This is a genomic window from Longicatena sp. 210702-DFI.1.196, assembly GCF_020563125.1.
In the GTDB taxonomy this organism is placed as follows: domain Bacteria; phylum Bacillota_I; class Bacilli_A; order Erysipelotrichales; family Erysipelotrichaceae; genus Longicatena; species Longicatena caecimuris.
The window spans coordinates 1-17005 of sequence record NZ_JAJCPX010000050.1; the positions used below are offsets into that span (position 1 = coordinate 1).

Genomic DNA, 17005 nt, shown 5'->3' on the forward strand with positions numbered 1-17005 from the left:
TTCAACCATGCCTGTACATGGTTGAAATATAGCGACTGCCTGTCGCACAAAAAGAGGAAATTAAGTGATTTCCTCAATTTTTTATTTCTTCGGTACTAACTTTTCTGTACCACCCATATAAGGCTGTAACACCTTAGGAATATTTACGCTTCCATCCTCATTCAGATTGTTTTCTAAGAAAGCAATCAACATACGAGGAGGAGCAACAACTGTGTTGTTTAACGTATGAGCAAAATATTTTCCATCTTTGCCTTTTACACGAATTCCAAGTCTTCTTGCTTGTGCATCTGTTAGATTAGAACAACTTCCAACTTCAAAGTATTTTTTCTGTCTTGGACTCCAAGCCTCAACATCGACAGACTTGCATTTCAAATCCGCCAAGTCACCTGAACAACATTCCAAAGTTCTAACAGGAATATCTAAGCTTCTAAATAAATCAACAGTATTCGTATAAAGTTTCACAAACCAATCTGCACTTTCCTCTGGTTTACAAACAACGATCATCTCTTGTTTCTCAAATTGGTGAATACGATAAACACCACGTTCTTCAATACCATGTGCTCCCTTTTCTTTTCTAAAGCATGGAGAATAACTTGTATACGTATAAGGCAAATCCTTTTCATCTAAAATTGTATCAATGAACTTACCAATCATAGAATGCTCACTTGTTCCAATCAGATACAAATCTTCGCCTTCAATTTTATACATCATACCTTCCATCTCCGCAAAGCTCATAACTCCAGTTACAACATTGCTGCGAATCATAAAAGGTGGAACCACATAGGTAAAGCCACGCTCAATCATAAAATCTCTTGCATAAGAAATAACAGCAGAATGTAATCTTGCAATATCTCCCATCAAATAATAGAAGCCATTACCTGCAACTTTTCTGGCACTATCTAAATCAATTCCATTAAAACGTTCCATAATTTCCGTATGATAAGGAATTTCAAAAGCCGGTACGATCGGTTCCCCATATTTTTGTAATTCCACATTTTCTGAATCATCTTTTCCAATAGGAACACTAGGATCAATCATGTTAGGAATCTTCATCATGATTTCCTTTATTTCTGCAGCCATCTTCGCTTCTTTTTCTTCAATTTCTTTCATTTCATCTGCCATGGCCTGCACTTTTGCTTTTACTGCATTTGCTTCATCTTTTAAGCCTTTTGCCATCAATCCACCGATTTCCTTGCTCATGGCATTACGCTTTGCGCGCAGATCATCACCACGCTGTTTTAACTGGCGATTCACTTTATCCATTTCGACAACTTTATCAACTAATTCAAGCTTATGTTCCTGAAACTTCTTTTTCATGTTCTCTTTTACAGAATCTACGTTTTCACGTAAAAATTTCATATCTAACATCGCTATATCCTCCTTACAAATAAAAAAGAGGTATTGTCCGAAAGGGACGATACCTCGTGTTGCCACCCTTTTTTAATTCATAGCATCACACTATGAATCCTCTCAAGTGATAACGGTACTACCGGAAGTAACTACTTTATTCACTACTTCACTCCAAGGTTGATTTCATAAAGCTTTGACAATAACTCACACCAGCCGTTATCTCTCTTTGCTCAAAGACTCTATTACTTATCCTTATCGACGTTTTCTTATTTTTTATATCATTCTTTATTCTCGTTGTCAATTGGTTCCACGGCATCTTTCGCAGATTCTTCAGTTTCTACTGCTTTTTCAACTGTTTCTGTCGAAACTTCAGCCGTATCTTCCGCTTCCTCTTCTTTATCAACGATAGCAATCTTCGCTACAGATTCATCTTCTCCAACATTGATTAATTTTACACCCTGTGTATTTCGGCTATAAATACCAATATTTTCAACAGCAATACGGATTATGATACCTGTATTTGTAATGATCATGACATCTTCATCACCATTCACTGCTCTTACAGATACTAAATCACCTGTTTTCTGGGTAATGTTAATTGTCTTAACACCTTTTGCCCCACGAGTTGTTAAACGATATTCTTCAATAGCTGTACGTTTTCCATAGCCATTTTCACTAACGGCTAATAAATGCGTACCATCTCTAGAAGTCGCAACACCTACAACAACGGAACCATCGACATTAAAGCCTTTGACACCACTTGCCGTACGTCCCATAGCACGTATACCATCTTCATGGAAACGAACTGCCTTTCCATTAGAACCGGCAATAATAATTTCATCATCGCCTGTTGTTTCCTTCACACCCATCAATTCATCATCATCACGTAAAGTAATCGCAATCTTACCATTTTGACGAATCGAATCAAATTCACTCATTGGTGTACGTTTTACAAGACCATTCTGTGTCACAAACAACAGATATTCTGATTCACTTTCCGGATTTACCGGTACTAAAGCACGTACCTTTTCTTCTTTATCCAGATTCAATAGATTAACGACTGGAAGACCCTTCGCCGTTCTACCTGCAGAAGGTATTTTATATCCCTTCATACGATAAACCTTACCAAGGTTTGTGAACAACATCAGATAATCATGTGTTGACATGGTTGTTAATAATTCAACGATATCATCCTCATTCACAGACATTCCCTTGACACCACGGCCACCACGATTCTGTGTACGATAGGTATCAATTGGCATACGTTTAATATAACCATTTGTTGTCATTGTGATAACAACATCTTCCACCGGAATTAAATCTTCATCTTCCATGGAATAATCTGCTTCACTGATTTCTGTACGTCGTGGATCACCAAAACGATTTTTTACTTCTGTTAATTCATCTTTAATAATCTGAATAACACGGGAATGATTTGCTAAGATATCTTTTAAATCAGCAATTGTCTTTAACAATTCCTGATATTCATTTTCAATCTTATCACGTTCCAAACCGGTTAATCGACGCAGACGCATTTCTAAGATTGCATTTGCCTGAATTTCGGTTAATTTAAAACGTTCCATCAAACCGCTTCTTGCTTCTGCATCATTTTGACTTTCGCGAATCAAACGAATGATTTCATCAATATGATCCAATGCAATACGCAGACCCTCTAAGATATGCGCACGATCTTCAGCTTTCTTTAAATCAAACTGTGTTCTTCTGACAACAACATCAATCTGATGATCTACATAATGCTGCAGCATTTCTTTAATGCCCATTTGTTTAGGAGCACCATTGACCAATGCCAGCATATTGACACCAAAGGATGTCTGTAAAGATGTCAGACGGAACAATTGATTCATCACTACTTCTACCTGTACATCTTTTCTTAATTCTATGACAATACGAATACCGTCACGATTCGATTCATCATTCAGATAGGTAATACCATCCACCTGTTTTTCACGAACTAAATCAGCAATCTTACTAATTAGATTTGCTTTATTTACCTGATATGGAATTTCTGTGACAACGATACGATTCTTGCCATTGCCCATTTCTTCCACATGATATTTACTTCTTGTGATAATGGAACCTCGTCCGGTTTCATATGCCTGACGAATACCACTTCTACCTAAAATAATACCGCCAGTTGGAAAGTCTGGACCTTTGATATAATTATCCATTAATTCCATGACTGTAATATCCGGATCATCCATAACCGCAAAGGTTGCGTCTATTGTTTCCGTAAGATTATGCGGAGGAATATTGGTTGCCATACCTACCGCAATACCAACAGCACCATTGACGATCAAATTAGGAAAACGTGCCGGCATAACTTTAGGTTCTGTTTCCTCACCATCATAGTTAGGTCCAAAATCTACAGTATTTTTATTAATGTCACGCAGCAATTCCATGGCAATCTTGCTCATTCTCGCCTCGGTATATCGCATAGCTGCAGCACCATCACCATCCATAGAACCAAAGTTACCATGACCTTGTACAAGCATATAACGGTAACTGAAATCCTGTGCCATACGTACCATAGCATCATAAACAGCAGTATCTCCATGTGGATGATACTTACCAATAACTTCACCTACGATACGTGCAGACTTCTTAAAAGGCTTGCTGGCAACAATACCCAACTCATTCATCGCATGCAGAATACGGCGATGTACCGGCTTTAAGCCATCGCGAACATCTGGTAAAGCTCGGTCTACAATAACAGACATGGAGTAATCCAGGAAGGATTTTCGCATCTCTTTTGATATATCAACTTCTTTTAGTTTATCTTTATTCAAATCCATTCAAAAATACACCTCCTGTTAAACATCCAATTCTGCATATACAGCATTTTCCTGTATAAATTCACGTCTAGGTCCAACTTCTTCACCCATCAGCATTTCAAAGACTTTATCTGCTTCCATCGCATCATTGATATTGACTTTCTTCAATGTACGGAAGGCTGGATCCATCGTTGTTTCCCACAACTGTTCCGGATTCATTTCTCCTAAACCTTTATATCGCTGAATACTTACATTTTCACCCATTTCCGCAATGACACGATCACGGCTGGATTCATCATATACGTATTCAATACGCTGTCCTTTTTGAATCTTAAATAATGGAGGCATGGCGATATATACATATCCACCTTCAATAATAGGACGTAAGAAACGATAGAAGAAGGTTAGCATCAGTGTACAAATATGTGCACCATCGACATCGGCATCGGTCATGATAATAATCTTATGATAACGCAATTTCGATATATCCATCTCTTCTCCGATACCGCAGCCAAAGGCAGTAATCATAGAGCGAATTTCATTATTTTCAAAGATTCTATGTAAACGCGCTTTTTCAACGTTTAAGATTTTACCACGCAGTGGCAAGATGGCCTGAAATTTAGAATTTCGTCCTTGTTTTGCACTACCGCCGGCAGAATCACCCTCGACAATATAAATTTCACATTCCGATGCATCACGGCTGGAACAATCCGCCAATTTACCAGGAAGTGAAGATATTTCCAACGCACTCTTACGTCTTGTCAGCTCTCTGGCTTTTTTCGCAGCCATACGTGCTTTGCTAGCTAGGATACATTTATCAATGATGATTTTTGCTGTATCCGGATTTTCTAAGAAGAATTTTTCCAGCTGTTCACCAAGAATACTGGAAACAATTTTACGAACTTCTGAATTACCTAGCTTTGTCTTCGTCTGTCCTTCATATTGTGGATCTGGATGTTTAACGGAAATAATAGCCGTTAAACCTTCACGCACATCATCGCCGGCTAAGGTTTCATCCTTTTTGATCATCCCATTTTCTCTGGCATAAGCATTGACGATTCTGGTTAAAGCTAAGCGGAAACCATCCTCATGTGTTCCACCTTCTGCTGTATTAATGTTGTTACAGAAAGAATAAATATTTGGTACATATCCATCGTTATACTGTAAAGCGATTTCTGCTAAGATACCATCTTCAATACCTTCTACATAAACAACTTCTTCATGCAGTGGACTCTTATTCTGATTCAGATATTCTACATACTGACGAATACCGCCATCATATTTATAAACGATTTCTTTTCTTTCTTCTTCACGTTCATCCGTTAAGATCAACTTAATACTTTTATTTAAGAAGGCCAATTGACGGATTCTGGTATTCAATGTTTCAAAATCATAAACCTGCGTTTCGGTAAAAATCGTTGGATCTGCTTTAAAGCGTACCATAGAACCATGCTTATCTGTCTTACCGATAATCTTTAATGATTCAACTGCTTTACCGCCATTTTCAAAACGCATGAAGTAAATATTGCCATTTTGATATACCGTAACTTCTAGCCATTCACTCAAAGCATTAACAACGCTGGCACCAACACCATGCAAACCACCGGATACCTTATACGCACCACCGCCAAATTTACCGCCGGCATGTAAAATGGTAAATATCGTTTCCACACCGGAAATTCCTGATTTTTCAACGATGCCTGTAGGCATACCTCGACCATTATCTTCGACACGAATGATATTATCTTTTTCAATCGCAATATCAATATCTGTCGCAAAGCCTGCTAAGGCCTCATCAATGGAGTTATCCACAATTTCCCATACAAGATGGTGAAGACCTTTTTCACTGGTGGAACCAATATACATACCAGGTCTTTTCCGTACTGCCTCAAGACCTTCTAACACCTGTATATCATCCGCAGTATAGGAATGATCAACCTTGATGTTTTCCATTTCTTCGATTTCTTTCATCTGATTTTCATCCATAGACATCCTCCTAACATCTCTGTAATGTTCCATTGGCTACTTTCCATAAGGTAACCTTACGCAGTTTTCGTATTTTTTCTGCTTCCGTCGTATCTGTGGTAGAAATGAAGATTTGCACTTCGGCAGGTAACGACGTTAACAGTTTTTCTCTTCGATACACATCCAGTTCGCTGAATACATCATCCAGCAATAATACCGGAAATTCTTGTATGATATCACGTATCATATAAACCATACCTATTTTCAAAGCCAATAAGACACTTCTTTTTTGACCTTGTGATGCATAGGTTGCTAAATCCTTGTCATTGATCATAAAAGTAAAATCTTCTTTATGAATACCAATGATTGTTTGTTTTAGATAGATATCACGAGCAAGATGTTTTGCATATTTTTTTTGCAGAGCTTCTTTCATGACATTTTTATCTTCATCAAAAGGAATACAGCTGTCATAGGAAATATTAAGTAGCGTATCATCCTGTGAGAGTTCTTTATAAAACTTTTGACATTTTTCTAATAGTTCCTTTAAAAAATAATGTCGCTGTTGTATGATCACAACTTCTTCTTCAATCAACTGTGAGGTCAAGACTTCTAAATAAGCCTTATCTACATGTTCTTGTTTCAAATATGCATTACGCTCTTTTAAGAGCTTTAAAGCCACATAAAGCGTACTCACATACTTTTTACTTATCTTACTTAATTCCATGTCCACAAAGCGTCTTCTGACGCGAGGAGAGGCATTAAATAATGACATGTCATCCGGACAAAACATTACGGCATTAAATTCACCGATAAAATCACTTACACGATTTACCGGATTTTGATAAATAAAGAGATTTTTACCTTTTTCATTCACCGTAATTTGAATATCTTCTTTTTTATGCTCTTTTTCAATTTTAGCCCGAATAAAAAAAGCCTCGCTTTTTTCTCTGATCAAATCTTTATCTGTATTTGTCCGATGTGATCTGGTCGTAGAAAGATACAATAATGCTTCCAACAAATTTGTTTTGCCTTGTGCATTCTTTCCTGCCAGCACATGAATGCCATCAGAAAAAACAGCTTGTAAATCCTCATAATTGCGAAAATCATGCAGTCTGATTTCAGAAACTCTCATGACAATGTTATGATTGTTCCTTCAATGTTGATGACATCACCGGGATAAAGCTTTCTGCCACGGCGATTTTCTTTCTCTTTATTTACATAAATTGAAAGCTCTTTTACGGCAAATTTAGCTTCTCCGCCGCTTTGAATAAAGTCTGCCATCTTTAACAACTGGCCCAGAGTAACATACTCGCTGCTTAACTTGATATTCATTCTAAAACCACTCTCACATTCTTATATATTATATCATATTTTAAGGCTTTTTTGTTGGTTTTTTATAAGGTTTGCTATCTTTTTTCAGAAAGTACCATAAGTATTTTTATATATGCAATTTTAGTAAAAATAATAGCGAAAATACATTTTAAATATGACAGGATGATGTCAAGATACCTTGTTTATAATGAGGGTACAAAGAAAGGATGATGAAGATGGAACAAGCCATTTGTCAGAGCTGTGGCATGCCGTTATCTGAAGATGTTTTAGGAAGTAATGCCGATGGTTCAAAGAACGAGGAATACTGCATGTATTGTATGAAAGAAGGAAACTTTACAGCCGATTGTACGATGGAAGAAATGATTGATTTCTGTGTAAAACCAATGATGGAAGAGATGCCTGAAAAAAGTGAAACTGAAATAAGAAATATGATTGCTTCCTATATGCCTCTTTTAAAACGTTGGAAAAAGTAAAAGCATTGCTGTTTGCTTATAACCTAAAAAAGCTGATGATCAGCTTTTTTTCATACTTCTGTTAAATTCAGAAAGTGACAAAATTCTTTATCTTTATACAAAGATTCATAAGAGCCTAACTTATAAATTTGTCCTTTTTTCATCCAAATTATTTCATCATAACAAGGTAATAAATCAGGATACACATGATGAGCCACTTCAATCAAGATAGCAACATCAAGTGTAAGCAATAAGCTTTCTATTTGGTGTCCCATGATGCCATCCAATGAGGAACAAGCCTCATCTACAAGTAATACCTTGGATGGATGTAACAAAGCTCTGGCAATCGCAATTCTTTGTTTTTCCCCGCCTCTGAAATGAACTTTATCTTCGATTATTTGATCATGAAGCCGTTTGATGAGATGTGATAAGCCTACTTTTTTCATTATTGTAATTACTTCATCTTCACGAATATCGGTTTGATAAAGCGTCAAATTTTGTAAAAGCGTGGCTTCAAAAAGAAAATGATCTTGCGTAATAATATGCATATTTTCATATACATTTGCTATTTGTGATACCTCATATTCTCCATTTATTTTTATACTACCTTTATCAGGTGCATCATAGCGCAACAGCATTTTTAAAATACTGCTTTTCCCACTTCCGCTCTCCCCAATCAATAAATATTTTTTACCTGTTTTAAATGTTAAATTGATGTCTTGTAAGATTTTATGATGCCGACTGCTATAAAAAACTGATTGTAATGTAATTGATCTTACATCATCAATTTTATTCGTATGATCAATCATCGGTAAATCAATCGTATGCAATACTTCCTTCATTACTTTTAGACCAGATTGCCATAAGGATGATCTAGTGAAAAAGTCTTGTAAAGGTGAGGCTACATTATTATTAAGCTGACTGATTCCCATTAAGGTACCTAAATGAAACGCACCATGAAGCACTAAATAAGCACCAATAAACCAAGGTACACATACAGTAACATAGTTTAATAAAAAAATGATCGTATCAGATAAACAAAGGACTGTCTGTAGCTGATATTTACAAGTTTCCTGTTTTTTATTCATATCAGAAAATTGTGTATGAATGGCTTCTTCCATTCCATAGAACTTCACCGTATCTGCACCTTTGATGATGTTTTTCATGTAGCTTAGGAAAATGGTATTCATATGAAGTGATTTTTCGGTTCTTGTCATGATTTTCTTGCGCGTTAAGAAAGGAACACAGATGTTCATCAGAGTCATAAGTAGAATGACGCATCCCATCATCATATTCAGATAAAAAATACCAAAAACAGCTCCTAAAAATAACAGAATATCATATAACATAGCCTGTAGAGAATCAAAAAACTTTGTTTGTATTTCCGTCATACATGAAGATAAATATGTTAAATACGTACTGTCAGGAACTTCATGGAATATGGCAATTTGTTTATTGAAAATAGCTTTCATCAAGATAGCTTTCATATATTGAAAGGTTTCTTTTTGATATTTGGCATAAAGTATCTGACGTAGATATTTACAAACACACATACCGCTAATTACCATGCATGTATAGATAATTTGTATTTGTAAATCATCAAGCTTCATTGCTGTAATAGCATCTATTAAATTTTGAAAAACTAAGGCAAATAATATTTGTAAAAAAACAAGTAACAAACAAAAAAATATCCATAAACCTACATATAATTTTTTATGCAATAAAATCGTTAGAAGTATATTTCGATAAAATTGCTTTTCTTTTTTCATAGTATCACCGCCGTTTTTAAGATACGATAGAGATACTAGTATGTAAATAAGTCGCTGTTAGCTAATAGAGAATCATAGCTTCGATATGAAATACGCCTGTTCATAATCAGAATGCTGTTCATGATATTGCATGACGATCGTTTTTAAAAACTTTTTTGTCTGAAAATCATATTCATTCTGTATCCAATCCATCATCTGTTTCATGTCTTTACTTACATCCTCACCTTTTATTTGATGTGCACAATAAGAAAACATGAGCTGTAAGATTGGATCTGTGATTGTCTTCATATTAATAAAAGATTCTTTACTTTTTTCTATATCATGAAGACAAAGATAAGCAAATGCCTGGTAAAAACTAAGGTAGGCAGAATGATAACCTGCCGTTTTGGCTTGTTTTGCGTACAGTAAAAGTGAGGGATAATCTTGCTGTTCCAAGGCGATAGCACATTTATTATTTAATATATGCAAACATAGTTTATCATCCTGTTCACATTTTTTTAAAATTGTATCTAATAGTGAAATAGCATCATCATACTGATGTAATAGGGATACTATATTGGCTTTTGTCACTAAATTATAATACATACGTTTTAAATATAAGCCTTTTTTTAGATATTCATCCGCTTTTTCACAATATACAAGGCTATGATAGATATCACCCAAACGTAGATTAAGTTCTGCTAAACGAAAATACAGCCATGCATCGATTGCCTGATATTTCGTAAATTTATAGTTTTGAATTATTTTATTATATTCTTTTTGCGCTTCTTTCCATGATTTATTTTTCTCTAAGTTATAGGCATAACATACGGATAAAAGATGCTGTTCTTCTATATCTAAAATACAGATAAAATTTTTCATAAATACTTCATCAAAGAAAAACGTCTTATGATCTTCAAAAAGATAGGTTAATGTATATGCCAAAATGTACTGATGAAATACCGAAGTTTCCATATAAATATCCATGTTATCTTCAATATCAGTATATACTTCATGAAGAAACGACATATCAAATTCTAAAATGGCTTGTAGTATAGTAACAATATCAAACTTGCACACATGATTTTCATAAGTTTTCCTGATCAATAAAGAGTTCATGAAATATTTTCTTTTTTGTATATTCCGCAACATCCTTTTTACCATGTTCAATATCACTTAGAAAAGATGGGGTAATTCCAATCATATCCGCAAAATAGTTCAAAGACAGGTTTTGTTTCTTACGATGATAACGAAGAAAGAAACCAAAGCATTTACTATCATGATGGGATGTATATTCTGTTTCAAGAAAACTCATGCGATTACCTCCTTCTATAAAAAGAAAGAAGTGATCAAATGTACAACCACTTCTATCTAAATTGTTATTTATGCGTAAGTTCTTACCGGTAATACTAACTGTAAGACAGAATCATCATCAACGGATTGGATGATAAAAGGCTTCATTTCTCCACACAGACTGAATTTTACCAAAGAGCCGCTTAATGCTTTGATTGCATCAAATACGTAACGTCCGTTGCAGCTGATTTCAAGAGCGTTTCCACTAAAACTTGCACTGCTTAAGACTTCTGTAGAGGAACCTACTTCAACAGATTTACTGGATAATACACATTCCTGCTCACTTAAATTAAATTTAATAACGGATACACCATCATTTTTAATAAAGCTTGCACGGTCAATGGCATTTAATAAATCATGAGCGTCAATTGTTAATTCATAATCAAACTGTAAAGGTATCAAACGGCTTGTTTCCGGATAAACACCATCAATCAGACGAGTCTGTACAATGGTATCATGAATGATAAATTGTGCTTTCTTATCATTGACAGCAATTTCAACATCGCCTTCCCCTTCTAAAGTTTTTACAACTTCTTGAAGAGATTTTGCCGGAATCGTTATATTAAAGTTTAAAGATTCTTCTATTTCTACTGTCTTTTTAGCTAAACGATAAGAATCGGTAGCAACACAATGTAATTGATGTTCTTTACATTGGAAGTTAACACCTGTTAATACTGGACGTGTTTCTTTATCACTGGTCGCAAAACTAGTTTGTAATATAATTTTCTTTAAAATATCTTCACTTACATTAAAACATTCGTTTGGTTTAGAAAAATCAATCGCAGGATATTCAGAAGCTCTCATACCATTGATTCTGAATTCTGCGGTATTGCCGGAAATCTTTGTTAATGATCCATCTAACATTTCAAATTCAATTTCATCAGCATCTATCTTACGTACAATCTCTAAAATATATTTTGCTTCAATGACAATAGATCCCATATCGTGAATTTCTAAGACACAATGTTCACTCTTTTTTAATTTTGTTTGAATGGAAATGTCAGAATCGCTACCTGTTAAAATTAAGCAATCCATGGTAGCTTCAATTTTCACACCAGAGAAAGCTGGTAAAGGTGAAAAGGTTGAGATAGCTCTGGCAGCTACGGATAATGCGTTATAAAATTCTTTTTTGCTTACTTTGAAGTACATGAGTGGAGCTCCCTTCTTTATCTTTTATTTATAATGAAATAATAATAAGTATGTGGAAACTGTGGAAAACTTCAGTATATCCCATAACATACGTTTATTTTAACATATTTTTGCTGTGGATGAAACGTTGAAAGATGTTGATAACTTTTTTATTTTATCCCCAGCTTGTTTTCAATCTGTAATAATGCCTGCTGAAAGGTTTCTTTTTCCTTTAACAATTTTACCATTTTTTCATAACTAGCCATTATTGTAGAATGATCGCGGTTACCAAATTCAAAGCCTATTTTCACAAATGGCATTTCTAAATGTTTACGACATAGATATACGGCTATATGTCTGGCATTGGCGATATTTTTGGTTCTTGATTTGGATTCTATCTGCGTTCTTGTTAATCCATAATATTCACAAACCGCTTTTTTTATTTTCTTAGGTGTTAATTCATCATCCACTGCAATGACGGGATTTTCTTTAAATATTTCCTGCGTAAATGCTAAATCAATTTTTTCCGGATTATATAATATTGCTTTAAAGAAAAGTTCATTTAAAGATCCTTCAAGTTTTCTTACATCACTGGAAAACCGTGTTGCTAAATAATCAAGAACTTCATCTTCAATCATGATTTCTTCTTTTCGTCCTTCCATCTTTTTTTGCAAGATAGCTTTGGCTGTTTCGAATTCCGGAGAACCTACGGAAACAGAAAGACCGCTGGAAAAGCGTGAAATCAGACGATTTTCGATACCTTTTAATTCAGTAGGATGAATATCACTGGTAATAACAATTTGTTTATTATCACTAACCAATTTATTGTAAAGGTTAAAGAAGATTTCTTGTGAAGTACTTTGTTTCAATCGTTGAATATCATCAATTAGCAGATAATCAACAGAACAAATCATTTCTTTGACCTCTTCTACTGTTTTATTTTTCATAGATTCAATCAGTAAAGTGACAAAATCTTCACTATATATGTAAAGAACTTTTTCATCAGGTTTATTTTCTTTTACAAAATTACCGATGGCATGTAATAAATGGGTTTTTCCTAATCCCGAGTTACCAAAGATAAATAATGGGTTATTAAACTTACCGGGATAATGACAGGCGGACATGGCAGCCGCATAGGCTTCACGGTTATTCTTGCCGACAACAAAGCTGTCAAAGGTATATTCTTTTTTTATTTTATCCTCAAACATGATTTCATTTCTTCTTCTCACCGCTGAGGATGGTTGTAACAAATCGACTTCATTTCTTAATAATATTTGACAGGATACTGGCTGATCCAAAACCTGAGATAATTTTTCCTGAATCAGATCAATGGATTCCATCATTATTTGTTTATTAATTTTAAATGGAACAATGATGGTTGCCAATTCACCATCTATATCATATAACGATGAATCCTCTTTAAACCATGCATTAAAAACAGCATCATCAAAATGCGCATTTTCATTTATGAGGGTCAATGTTTTTTGCCAGATCTGATCCAGCTGTATACTAGCAAACTTTGACATAAGCAACTCCTTTTTTCGGTAGTCATATTTTACTATAAATGGTGGAAAAAAACTATGCGTATTATGAAAATATCAAATTTTCCACAGGAAAAGTAAGTATTTCATCGATAAATAAAGGATAAAAAAAGTTTTCCACACTTATCAACGTGGAAAGCCTGTGGATTTTTTAATGTGGATAAGTAAAAATGGTGGAAAAGTTGATAAGTACTAGTATAAGAAATAGCTTTCCCATAGCTTTTTATATTAAAATAAACTGATAATTAAAGGCTAAATGAATGTTTTCCACGTTTTCCACAATAGGTGGAAAACCTAGCTTAAATTTACTGTGGAAAGCTTGTGGATAAATAAGAATATTAGAAATTTTAGCTAGAATTCCCCTTTTTTCTTTTCAATAGGAGTAAAACTTAGAAGTTTTCCACTTTCTTTTATAGAAGAGGATTAGAATTGTTGAAAACTTTTCTGATTATGAAAACATAGTACCTATATAAACATAAAAATTTTGTTGAAATCTTGAAAGAACAAGATCACTTTTTATTTTCTGAAAAGAACTATGGGAAAATGTTTTAATCTTCGTTATAATAGATACGATATATAAATTAATAAGAAAGCAGGTTTTTTATGAATACAATAGGAAATATAGTAAAAGAAAAATTACAGAATTATGAAGAAAAGCTAAAGGCCAGCAATCGTCGTAGTTTATCTAGAATATGCAATTGTACAGAAGGAGCTTTTTTATTGGCCATGACAATCTATGTGGTTGGCAATATGAATGCTTGGACAATTTTAATGTTGGCAATCTGTGTCTTTTTAATATTTAGAATCATACATATCTATATAACGATAACAAGCTCATTGGATATTAGATTATTATATTTTGGAATGATTTTTTGTGAAATTGTGCTTTCCGGAATAGGTTTCTTTTATACACCAATCCTTCTATTTTTAGGTTTGATATTCGCTATGTTAATCGGATTTCCTTTTTTATTCCATAAACTTTCTTTATTGAAAAACTAAAAAAAGAAATACGAATTTTCATTTATTTTAAACTTTTATTGACTTTGATAATGAATTTATGTATAATTTCTTAGCAATGCTCAATTTGTATAAAGAAAAAAGAAGTGGAGGTGGCTCTTGTGAAAAGAACATATCAACCGAGCAAAAGAAAACACCAGAAAACTCATGGATTCAGAGCCAGAATGGCTACTGTTGGAGGACGTAAGGTTTTAGCACGTCGTCGTAGTAAAGGTAGAAAAGTGTTGTCAGCTTAAAAAATCACCTTCGGGTGATTTTTTTGTAGTAAGGTCTGAAAAGGAGCAACGATATGAAAAAAGAATTTCGTGTAAAAGATACGCGAGAGTTTGCGGAAATCATGAATTATAAGAAGTTCTATACATGTCCTTCCTTTGTTATTTATGTAAAACCTAGAAAAGAAGATCATGCGCGTGTAGGAATTTCCGTTGGAAAAAAGATGGGAAAAGCTGTTATACGTAATAAAATTAAGCGGCAAGTACGCAGCATGGTACAAGATATTTATACATTTGATGAGAATTTTGATACGATTATTCTTGTTCGAGTGAAATATCATGAAGAAAATTATATAAACAACAAAAAACTCTTGGAAAGATTGATTAAAAAAGTTAAAATATAAAGGTAGGCAACTTTAGCGAGGAGAAATGAAATGAAAGATTTTTTTAAACAAAAAAAGAAATTGCTTCTTGTTGTAATGCTGATGGTGGTAACGCTCACAGGATGTAGCGTACCGCGTGGTCAGAATGGTAAGACTTATGTGGACTCCATTATTACAATTAAAGAAGAAACCGTAGCAAGGAAGAATGTAGATTTTGAAAAGGGATCAAAAGCAGAAAAGCTGTATAAAGACTTAAAACCGGATGAAAGAATTACCATCAAGCCAACAACTTTCTCAGATGCGATGGATGAAGGTTGGTTCCATGGTATTATCGTATATCCAATTGCACAGCTGATCAACTGGGTAGCAAACTTTACGGATGCCGGTATTGGTATCATCGCAGCAACCTTTTTGATTCAGTTATTAATTTTCCTGTTTTCTATTAAATCACAGGTCGCAAATCAGCGCATGCAAGCATTACAGCCAGAAATGCAAAAAATCCAGGCAAAGTATGCCGGTCGTACAGATGATCGTTCCAAAATGGCGCAAGCACAGGAAATGCAGGCTTTATATTCTAAATATAAAATTAATCCATTTGGAACTTTATTAATCACTTTTATTCAGTTCCCTGTTATTTTGGGTATGTATCAGGCAACAATGCGTGCTTACAGTGTAGTAACTGGTAGTTTTGCCGGTATCAATCTTGCAAAAACACCAATTGAAGGTTTAAAAGAAGGACAGATTGCTTTTGGCGTTATCTTCATCTTGATGGTTCTGTTCCAACTTCTTTCCTTTAAAATGCCACAATGGTTACAGGAACATCGAAAAAAGAAACAACATGTAAAAGAAAAGAAATATGCAGAACCTAAGAAACAGCCGGGTATGATGGGCTCAATGAATATGATGATGTATATGAGTACAGCAATGATTGCCATATTCGCTATCAACTGGCCATTAGGTATGTCATTCTACTGGTTGGTAAATTCCATTGTCAGAGTAGGACAGAACTTATTGATTCATAAATGCTTTATCAAAGATTAGGAGGCATACGTTCAATGAAAACATATACTGGAAAAAACTTGGAAGATGCTATTCAAAATGCAGCAAACGATAAACAAGTGACAGCAGAGGAACTTACTTATACCGTTATTGAGGAAACTAGTGGTTTTCTGGGATTAGGAAGTAAAGTAACGATTAGTGCTTATTGCAAAAATGATATCATGGATTTTATGAAGGATTATCTGCAAACTTATTTTGATGGAATTCAAATGGAAGCAACCATTGAAGTAAGTGAAGATAATGATTTCTATCATGTAGATTTGGATGCTGAAAACAATGCTATCTTAATTGGTAAAAATGGGCAAACACTGCAATCTATGAATGCTGTATTGAAATCTGCAGTATCCAGTGAATTTAAAAAACGTATCCGTGTTCTCATTGACATCAATGGATATAAAGAAGAAAAATACCAAAAAGTATGTTCTTTAGCATTGCGTGTAGCAAAAAGTGTACAGCGCAGCAAAACAGATGCTATCTTAGATCCTATGCCAGCTGATGAGCGTAAAGCTATTCATAACTATTTGACGAATATGCGTAATATCTCCACGGTAAGTGAAGGGGAAGGTAATCAAAGACGATTAAAAATCGTATATGACCCTGAAAAACAATAAAAAACTATGGGGCTCTAAATTAACGTAGGGTTTAAAGAAAAAACGCTCTAAATTATCATAGG

At 34.4% G+C, this 17005-nt stretch carries 16 protein-coding genes and 1 other annotated feature; of the genes, 6 read left to right on the forward strand and 10 right to left on the reverse strand.

Translation table 11 applies throughout. The annotated features are described in order from the left end of the window. Window positions 1-81 precede the first annotated feature (81 nt). The 5 genes from serS to yaaA all read right to left on the reverse strand — a co-directional run bounded on the left by serS (window position 82) and on the right by yaaA (window position 7439). Window positions 82-1368 carry a serine--tRNA ligase gene (gene serS, locus LI241_RS14340; protein ID WP_008690228.1) on the reverse strand — a complete coding sequence of 429 codons (1287 nt, stop codon included), beginning with the start codon at window positions 1366-1368 and terminating at the stop codon, window positions 82-84. Between the two features lie 39 nt (window positions 1369-1407). Continuing rightward, window positions 1408-1618 (reverse strand) — a binding site (T-box leader). Between the two features lie 10 nt (window positions 1619-1628). Beyond that, window positions 1629-4163, reverse strand: coding sequence for a DNA gyrase subunit A (gene gyrA, locus LI241_RS14345; protein ID WP_008690229.1), 2535 nt, complete (start codon window positions 4161-4163; stop codon window positions 1629-1631). An 18-nt stretch (window positions 4164-4181) separates the two neighbouring features. Next, complete coding sequence (gene gyrB / locus LI241_RS14350) at window positions 4182-6128, reverse strand: DNA topoisomerase (ATP-hydrolyzing) subunit B (protein WP_008690230.1); 1947 nt, start codon at window positions 6126-6128, stop codon at window positions 4182-4184. 10 nt (window positions 6129-6138) lie between these two features. Continuing rightward, on the reverse strand, window positions 6139-7239 hold the full coding sequence (gene recF, locus LI241_RS14355; protein ID WP_008690232.1) for a DNA replication/repair protein RecF: 1101 nt from the start codon (window positions 7237-7239) through the stop codon (window positions 6139-6141). Continuing rightward, entirely contained in the window at window positions 7236-7439 is a 204-nt protein-coding gene (yaaA, locus tag LI241_RS14360) for a S4 domain-containing protein YaaA (RefSeq protein WP_008690234.1), read from the reverse strand. The genes recF and yaaA overlap by 4 nt, the downstream gene beginning before the upstream one ends. Window positions 7440-7654: 215 nt before the next feature. Between yaaA and LI241_RS14365 the strand changes: the two genes are divergently transcribed. Then, a complete protein-coding gene (locus LI241_RS14365) occupies window positions 7655-7912 on the forward strand; it encodes a zinc ribbon domain-containing protein (RefSeq protein WP_117547800.1) in 258 nt (85 codons plus the stop codon). A 50-nt stretch (window positions 7913-7962) separates the two neighbouring features. Here the strand turns inward: LI241_RS14365 and LI241_RS14370 are convergent, their stop codons facing one another. The 5 genes from LI241_RS14370 to dnaA form a co-directional block, all read right to left on the reverse strand. Then, entirely contained in the window at window positions 7963-9660 is a 1698-nt protein-coding gene (locus LI241_RS14370) for an ABC transporter ATP-binding protein (protein ID WP_008690237.1), read from the reverse strand. 72 nt (window positions 9661-9732) lie between these two features. After that, the gene (locus tag LI241_RS14375; protein ID WP_008690238.1) at window positions 9733-10758 is read right to left on the reverse strand and encodes a lipopolysaccharide assembly protein LapB; all 1026 of its coding nucleotides are present in this window, start codon (window positions 10756-10758) and stop codon (window positions 9733-9735) included. Beyond that, window positions 10727-10954, reverse strand: a complete 228-nt coding sequence (locus LI241_RS14380; protein ID WP_008690239.1) for a helix-turn-helix transcriptional regulator — start codon at window positions 10952-10954, stop codon at window positions 10727-10729. Before LI241_RS14380 ends, LI241_RS14375 begins: the two co-directional genes overlap by 32 nt. A 68-nt stretch (window positions 10955-11022) precedes the next feature. Continuing rightward, on the reverse strand, window positions 11023-12141 hold the full coding sequence (dnaN, locus tag LI241_RS14385) for a DNA polymerase III subunit beta (protein ID WP_008690240.1): 1119 nt from the start codon (window positions 12139-12141) through the stop codon (window positions 11023-11025). A 149-nt stretch (window positions 12142-12290) separates the two neighbouring features. Then, entirely contained in the window at window positions 12291-13646 is a 1356-nt protein-coding gene (dnaA, locus tag LI241_RS14390; protein WP_008690241.1) for a chromosomal replication initiator protein DnaA, read from the reverse strand. A gap of 618 nt (window positions 13647-14264) precedes the next feature. Here dnaA and LI241_RS14395 point away from each other — a divergent pair. The 5 genes from LI241_RS14395 to jag all read left to right on the forward strand — a co-directional run bounded on the left by LI241_RS14395 (window position 14265) and on the right by jag (window position 16943). Continuing rightward, the gene (locus LI241_RS14395) at window positions 14265-14660 is read left to right on the forward strand and encodes a hypothetical protein (RefSeq protein ID WP_008690242.1); all 396 of its coding nucleotides are present in this window, start codon (window positions 14265-14267) and stop codon (window positions 14658-14660) included. 119 nt (window positions 14661-14779) lie between these two features. Beyond that, window positions 14780-14914 carry a 50S ribosomal protein L34 gene (gene rpmH, locus LI241_RS14400; protein ID WP_008977969.1) on the forward strand — a complete coding sequence of 45 codons (135 nt, stop codon included), beginning with the start codon at window positions 14780-14782 and terminating at the stop codon, window positions 14912-14914. A 53-nt stretch (window positions 14915-14967) separates the two neighbouring features. Further along, window positions 14968-15294, forward strand: coding sequence for a ribonuclease P protein component (gene rnpA, locus LI241_RS14405; protein WP_008690243.1), 327 nt, complete (start codon window positions 14968-14970; stop codon window positions 15292-15294). Window positions 15295-15324: 30 nt separating this feature from the next. After that, window positions 15325-16314: a YidC/Oxa1 family membrane protein insertase gene (locus LI241_RS14410; protein WP_008690246.1), complete on the forward strand. Its 990-nt coding sequence runs from the start codon at window positions 15325-15327 to the stop codon at window positions 16312-16314. A gap of 14 nt (window positions 16315-16328) precedes the next feature. Continuing rightward, complete coding sequence (gene jag / locus LI241_RS14415; RefSeq protein ID WP_008690249.1) at window positions 16329-16943, forward strand: RNA-binding cell elongation regulator Jag/EloR; 615 nt, start codon at window positions 16329-16331, stop codon at window positions 16941-16943. Window positions 16944-17005: the final 62 nt, after the last annotated feature.

Bases quoted from the DNA above. Each gene is read 5' to 3' on its own strand.
- jag (WP_008690249.1), top strand. From the start codon at position 16,329: ATGAAAACATATACTGGAAAAAACTTGGAAGATGCTATTCAAAATGCA.
- serS (WP_008690228.1), bottom strand. From the start codon at position 1,368: ATGTTAGATATGAAATTTTTACGTGAAAACGTAGATTCTGTAAAAGAG.
- LI241_RS14370 (WP_008690237.1), bottom strand. From the start codon at position 9,660: ATGAAAAAAGAAAAGCAATTTTATCGAAATATACTTCTAACGATTTTA.
- LI241_RS14375 (WP_008690238.1), bottom strand. From the start codon at position 10,758: ATGAACTCTTTATTGATCAGGAAAACTTATGAAAATCATGTGTGCAAG.
- yaaA (WP_008690234.1), bottom strand. From the start codon at position 7,439: ATGAATATCAAGTTAAGCAGCGAGTATGTTACTCTGGGCCAGTTGTTA.
- rnpA (WP_008690243.1), top strand. From the start codon at position 14,968: ATGAAAAAAGAATTTCGTGTAAAAGATACGCGAGAGTTTGCGGAAATC.
- dnaA (WP_008690241.1), bottom strand. From the start codon at position 13,646: ATGTCAAAGTTTGCTAGTATACAGCTGGATCAGATCTGGCAAAAAACA.
- gyrA (WP_008690229.1), bottom strand. From the start codon at position 4,163: ATGGATTTGAATAAAGATAAACTAAAAGAAGTTGATATATCAAAAGAG.
- LI241_RS14410 (WP_008690246.1), top strand. From the start codon at position 15,325: ATGAAAGATTTTTTTAAACAAAAAAAGAAATTGCTTCTTGTTGTAATG.
- LI241_RS14365 (WP_117547800.1), top strand. From the start codon at position 7,655: ATGGAACAAGCCATTTGTCAGAGCTGTGGCATGCCGTTATCTGAAGAT.
- gyrB (WP_008690230.1), bottom strand. From the start codon at position 6,128: ATGGATGAAAATCAGATGAAAGAAATCGAAGAAATGGAAAACATCAAG.
- recF (WP_008690232.1), bottom strand. From the start codon at position 7,239: ATGAGAGTTTCTGAAATCAGACTGCATGATTTTCGCAATTATGAGGAT.
- LI241_RS14380 (WP_008690239.1), bottom strand. From the start codon at position 10,954: ATGAGTTTTCTTGAAACAGAATATACATCCCATCATGATAGTAAATGC.
- dnaN (WP_008690240.1), bottom strand. From the start codon at position 12,141: ATGTACTTCAAAGTAAGCAAAAAAGAATTTTATAACGCATTATCCGTA.
- LI241_RS14395 (WP_008690242.1), top strand. From the start codon at position 14,265: ATGAATACAATAGGAAATATAGTAAAAGAAAAATTACAGAATTATGAA.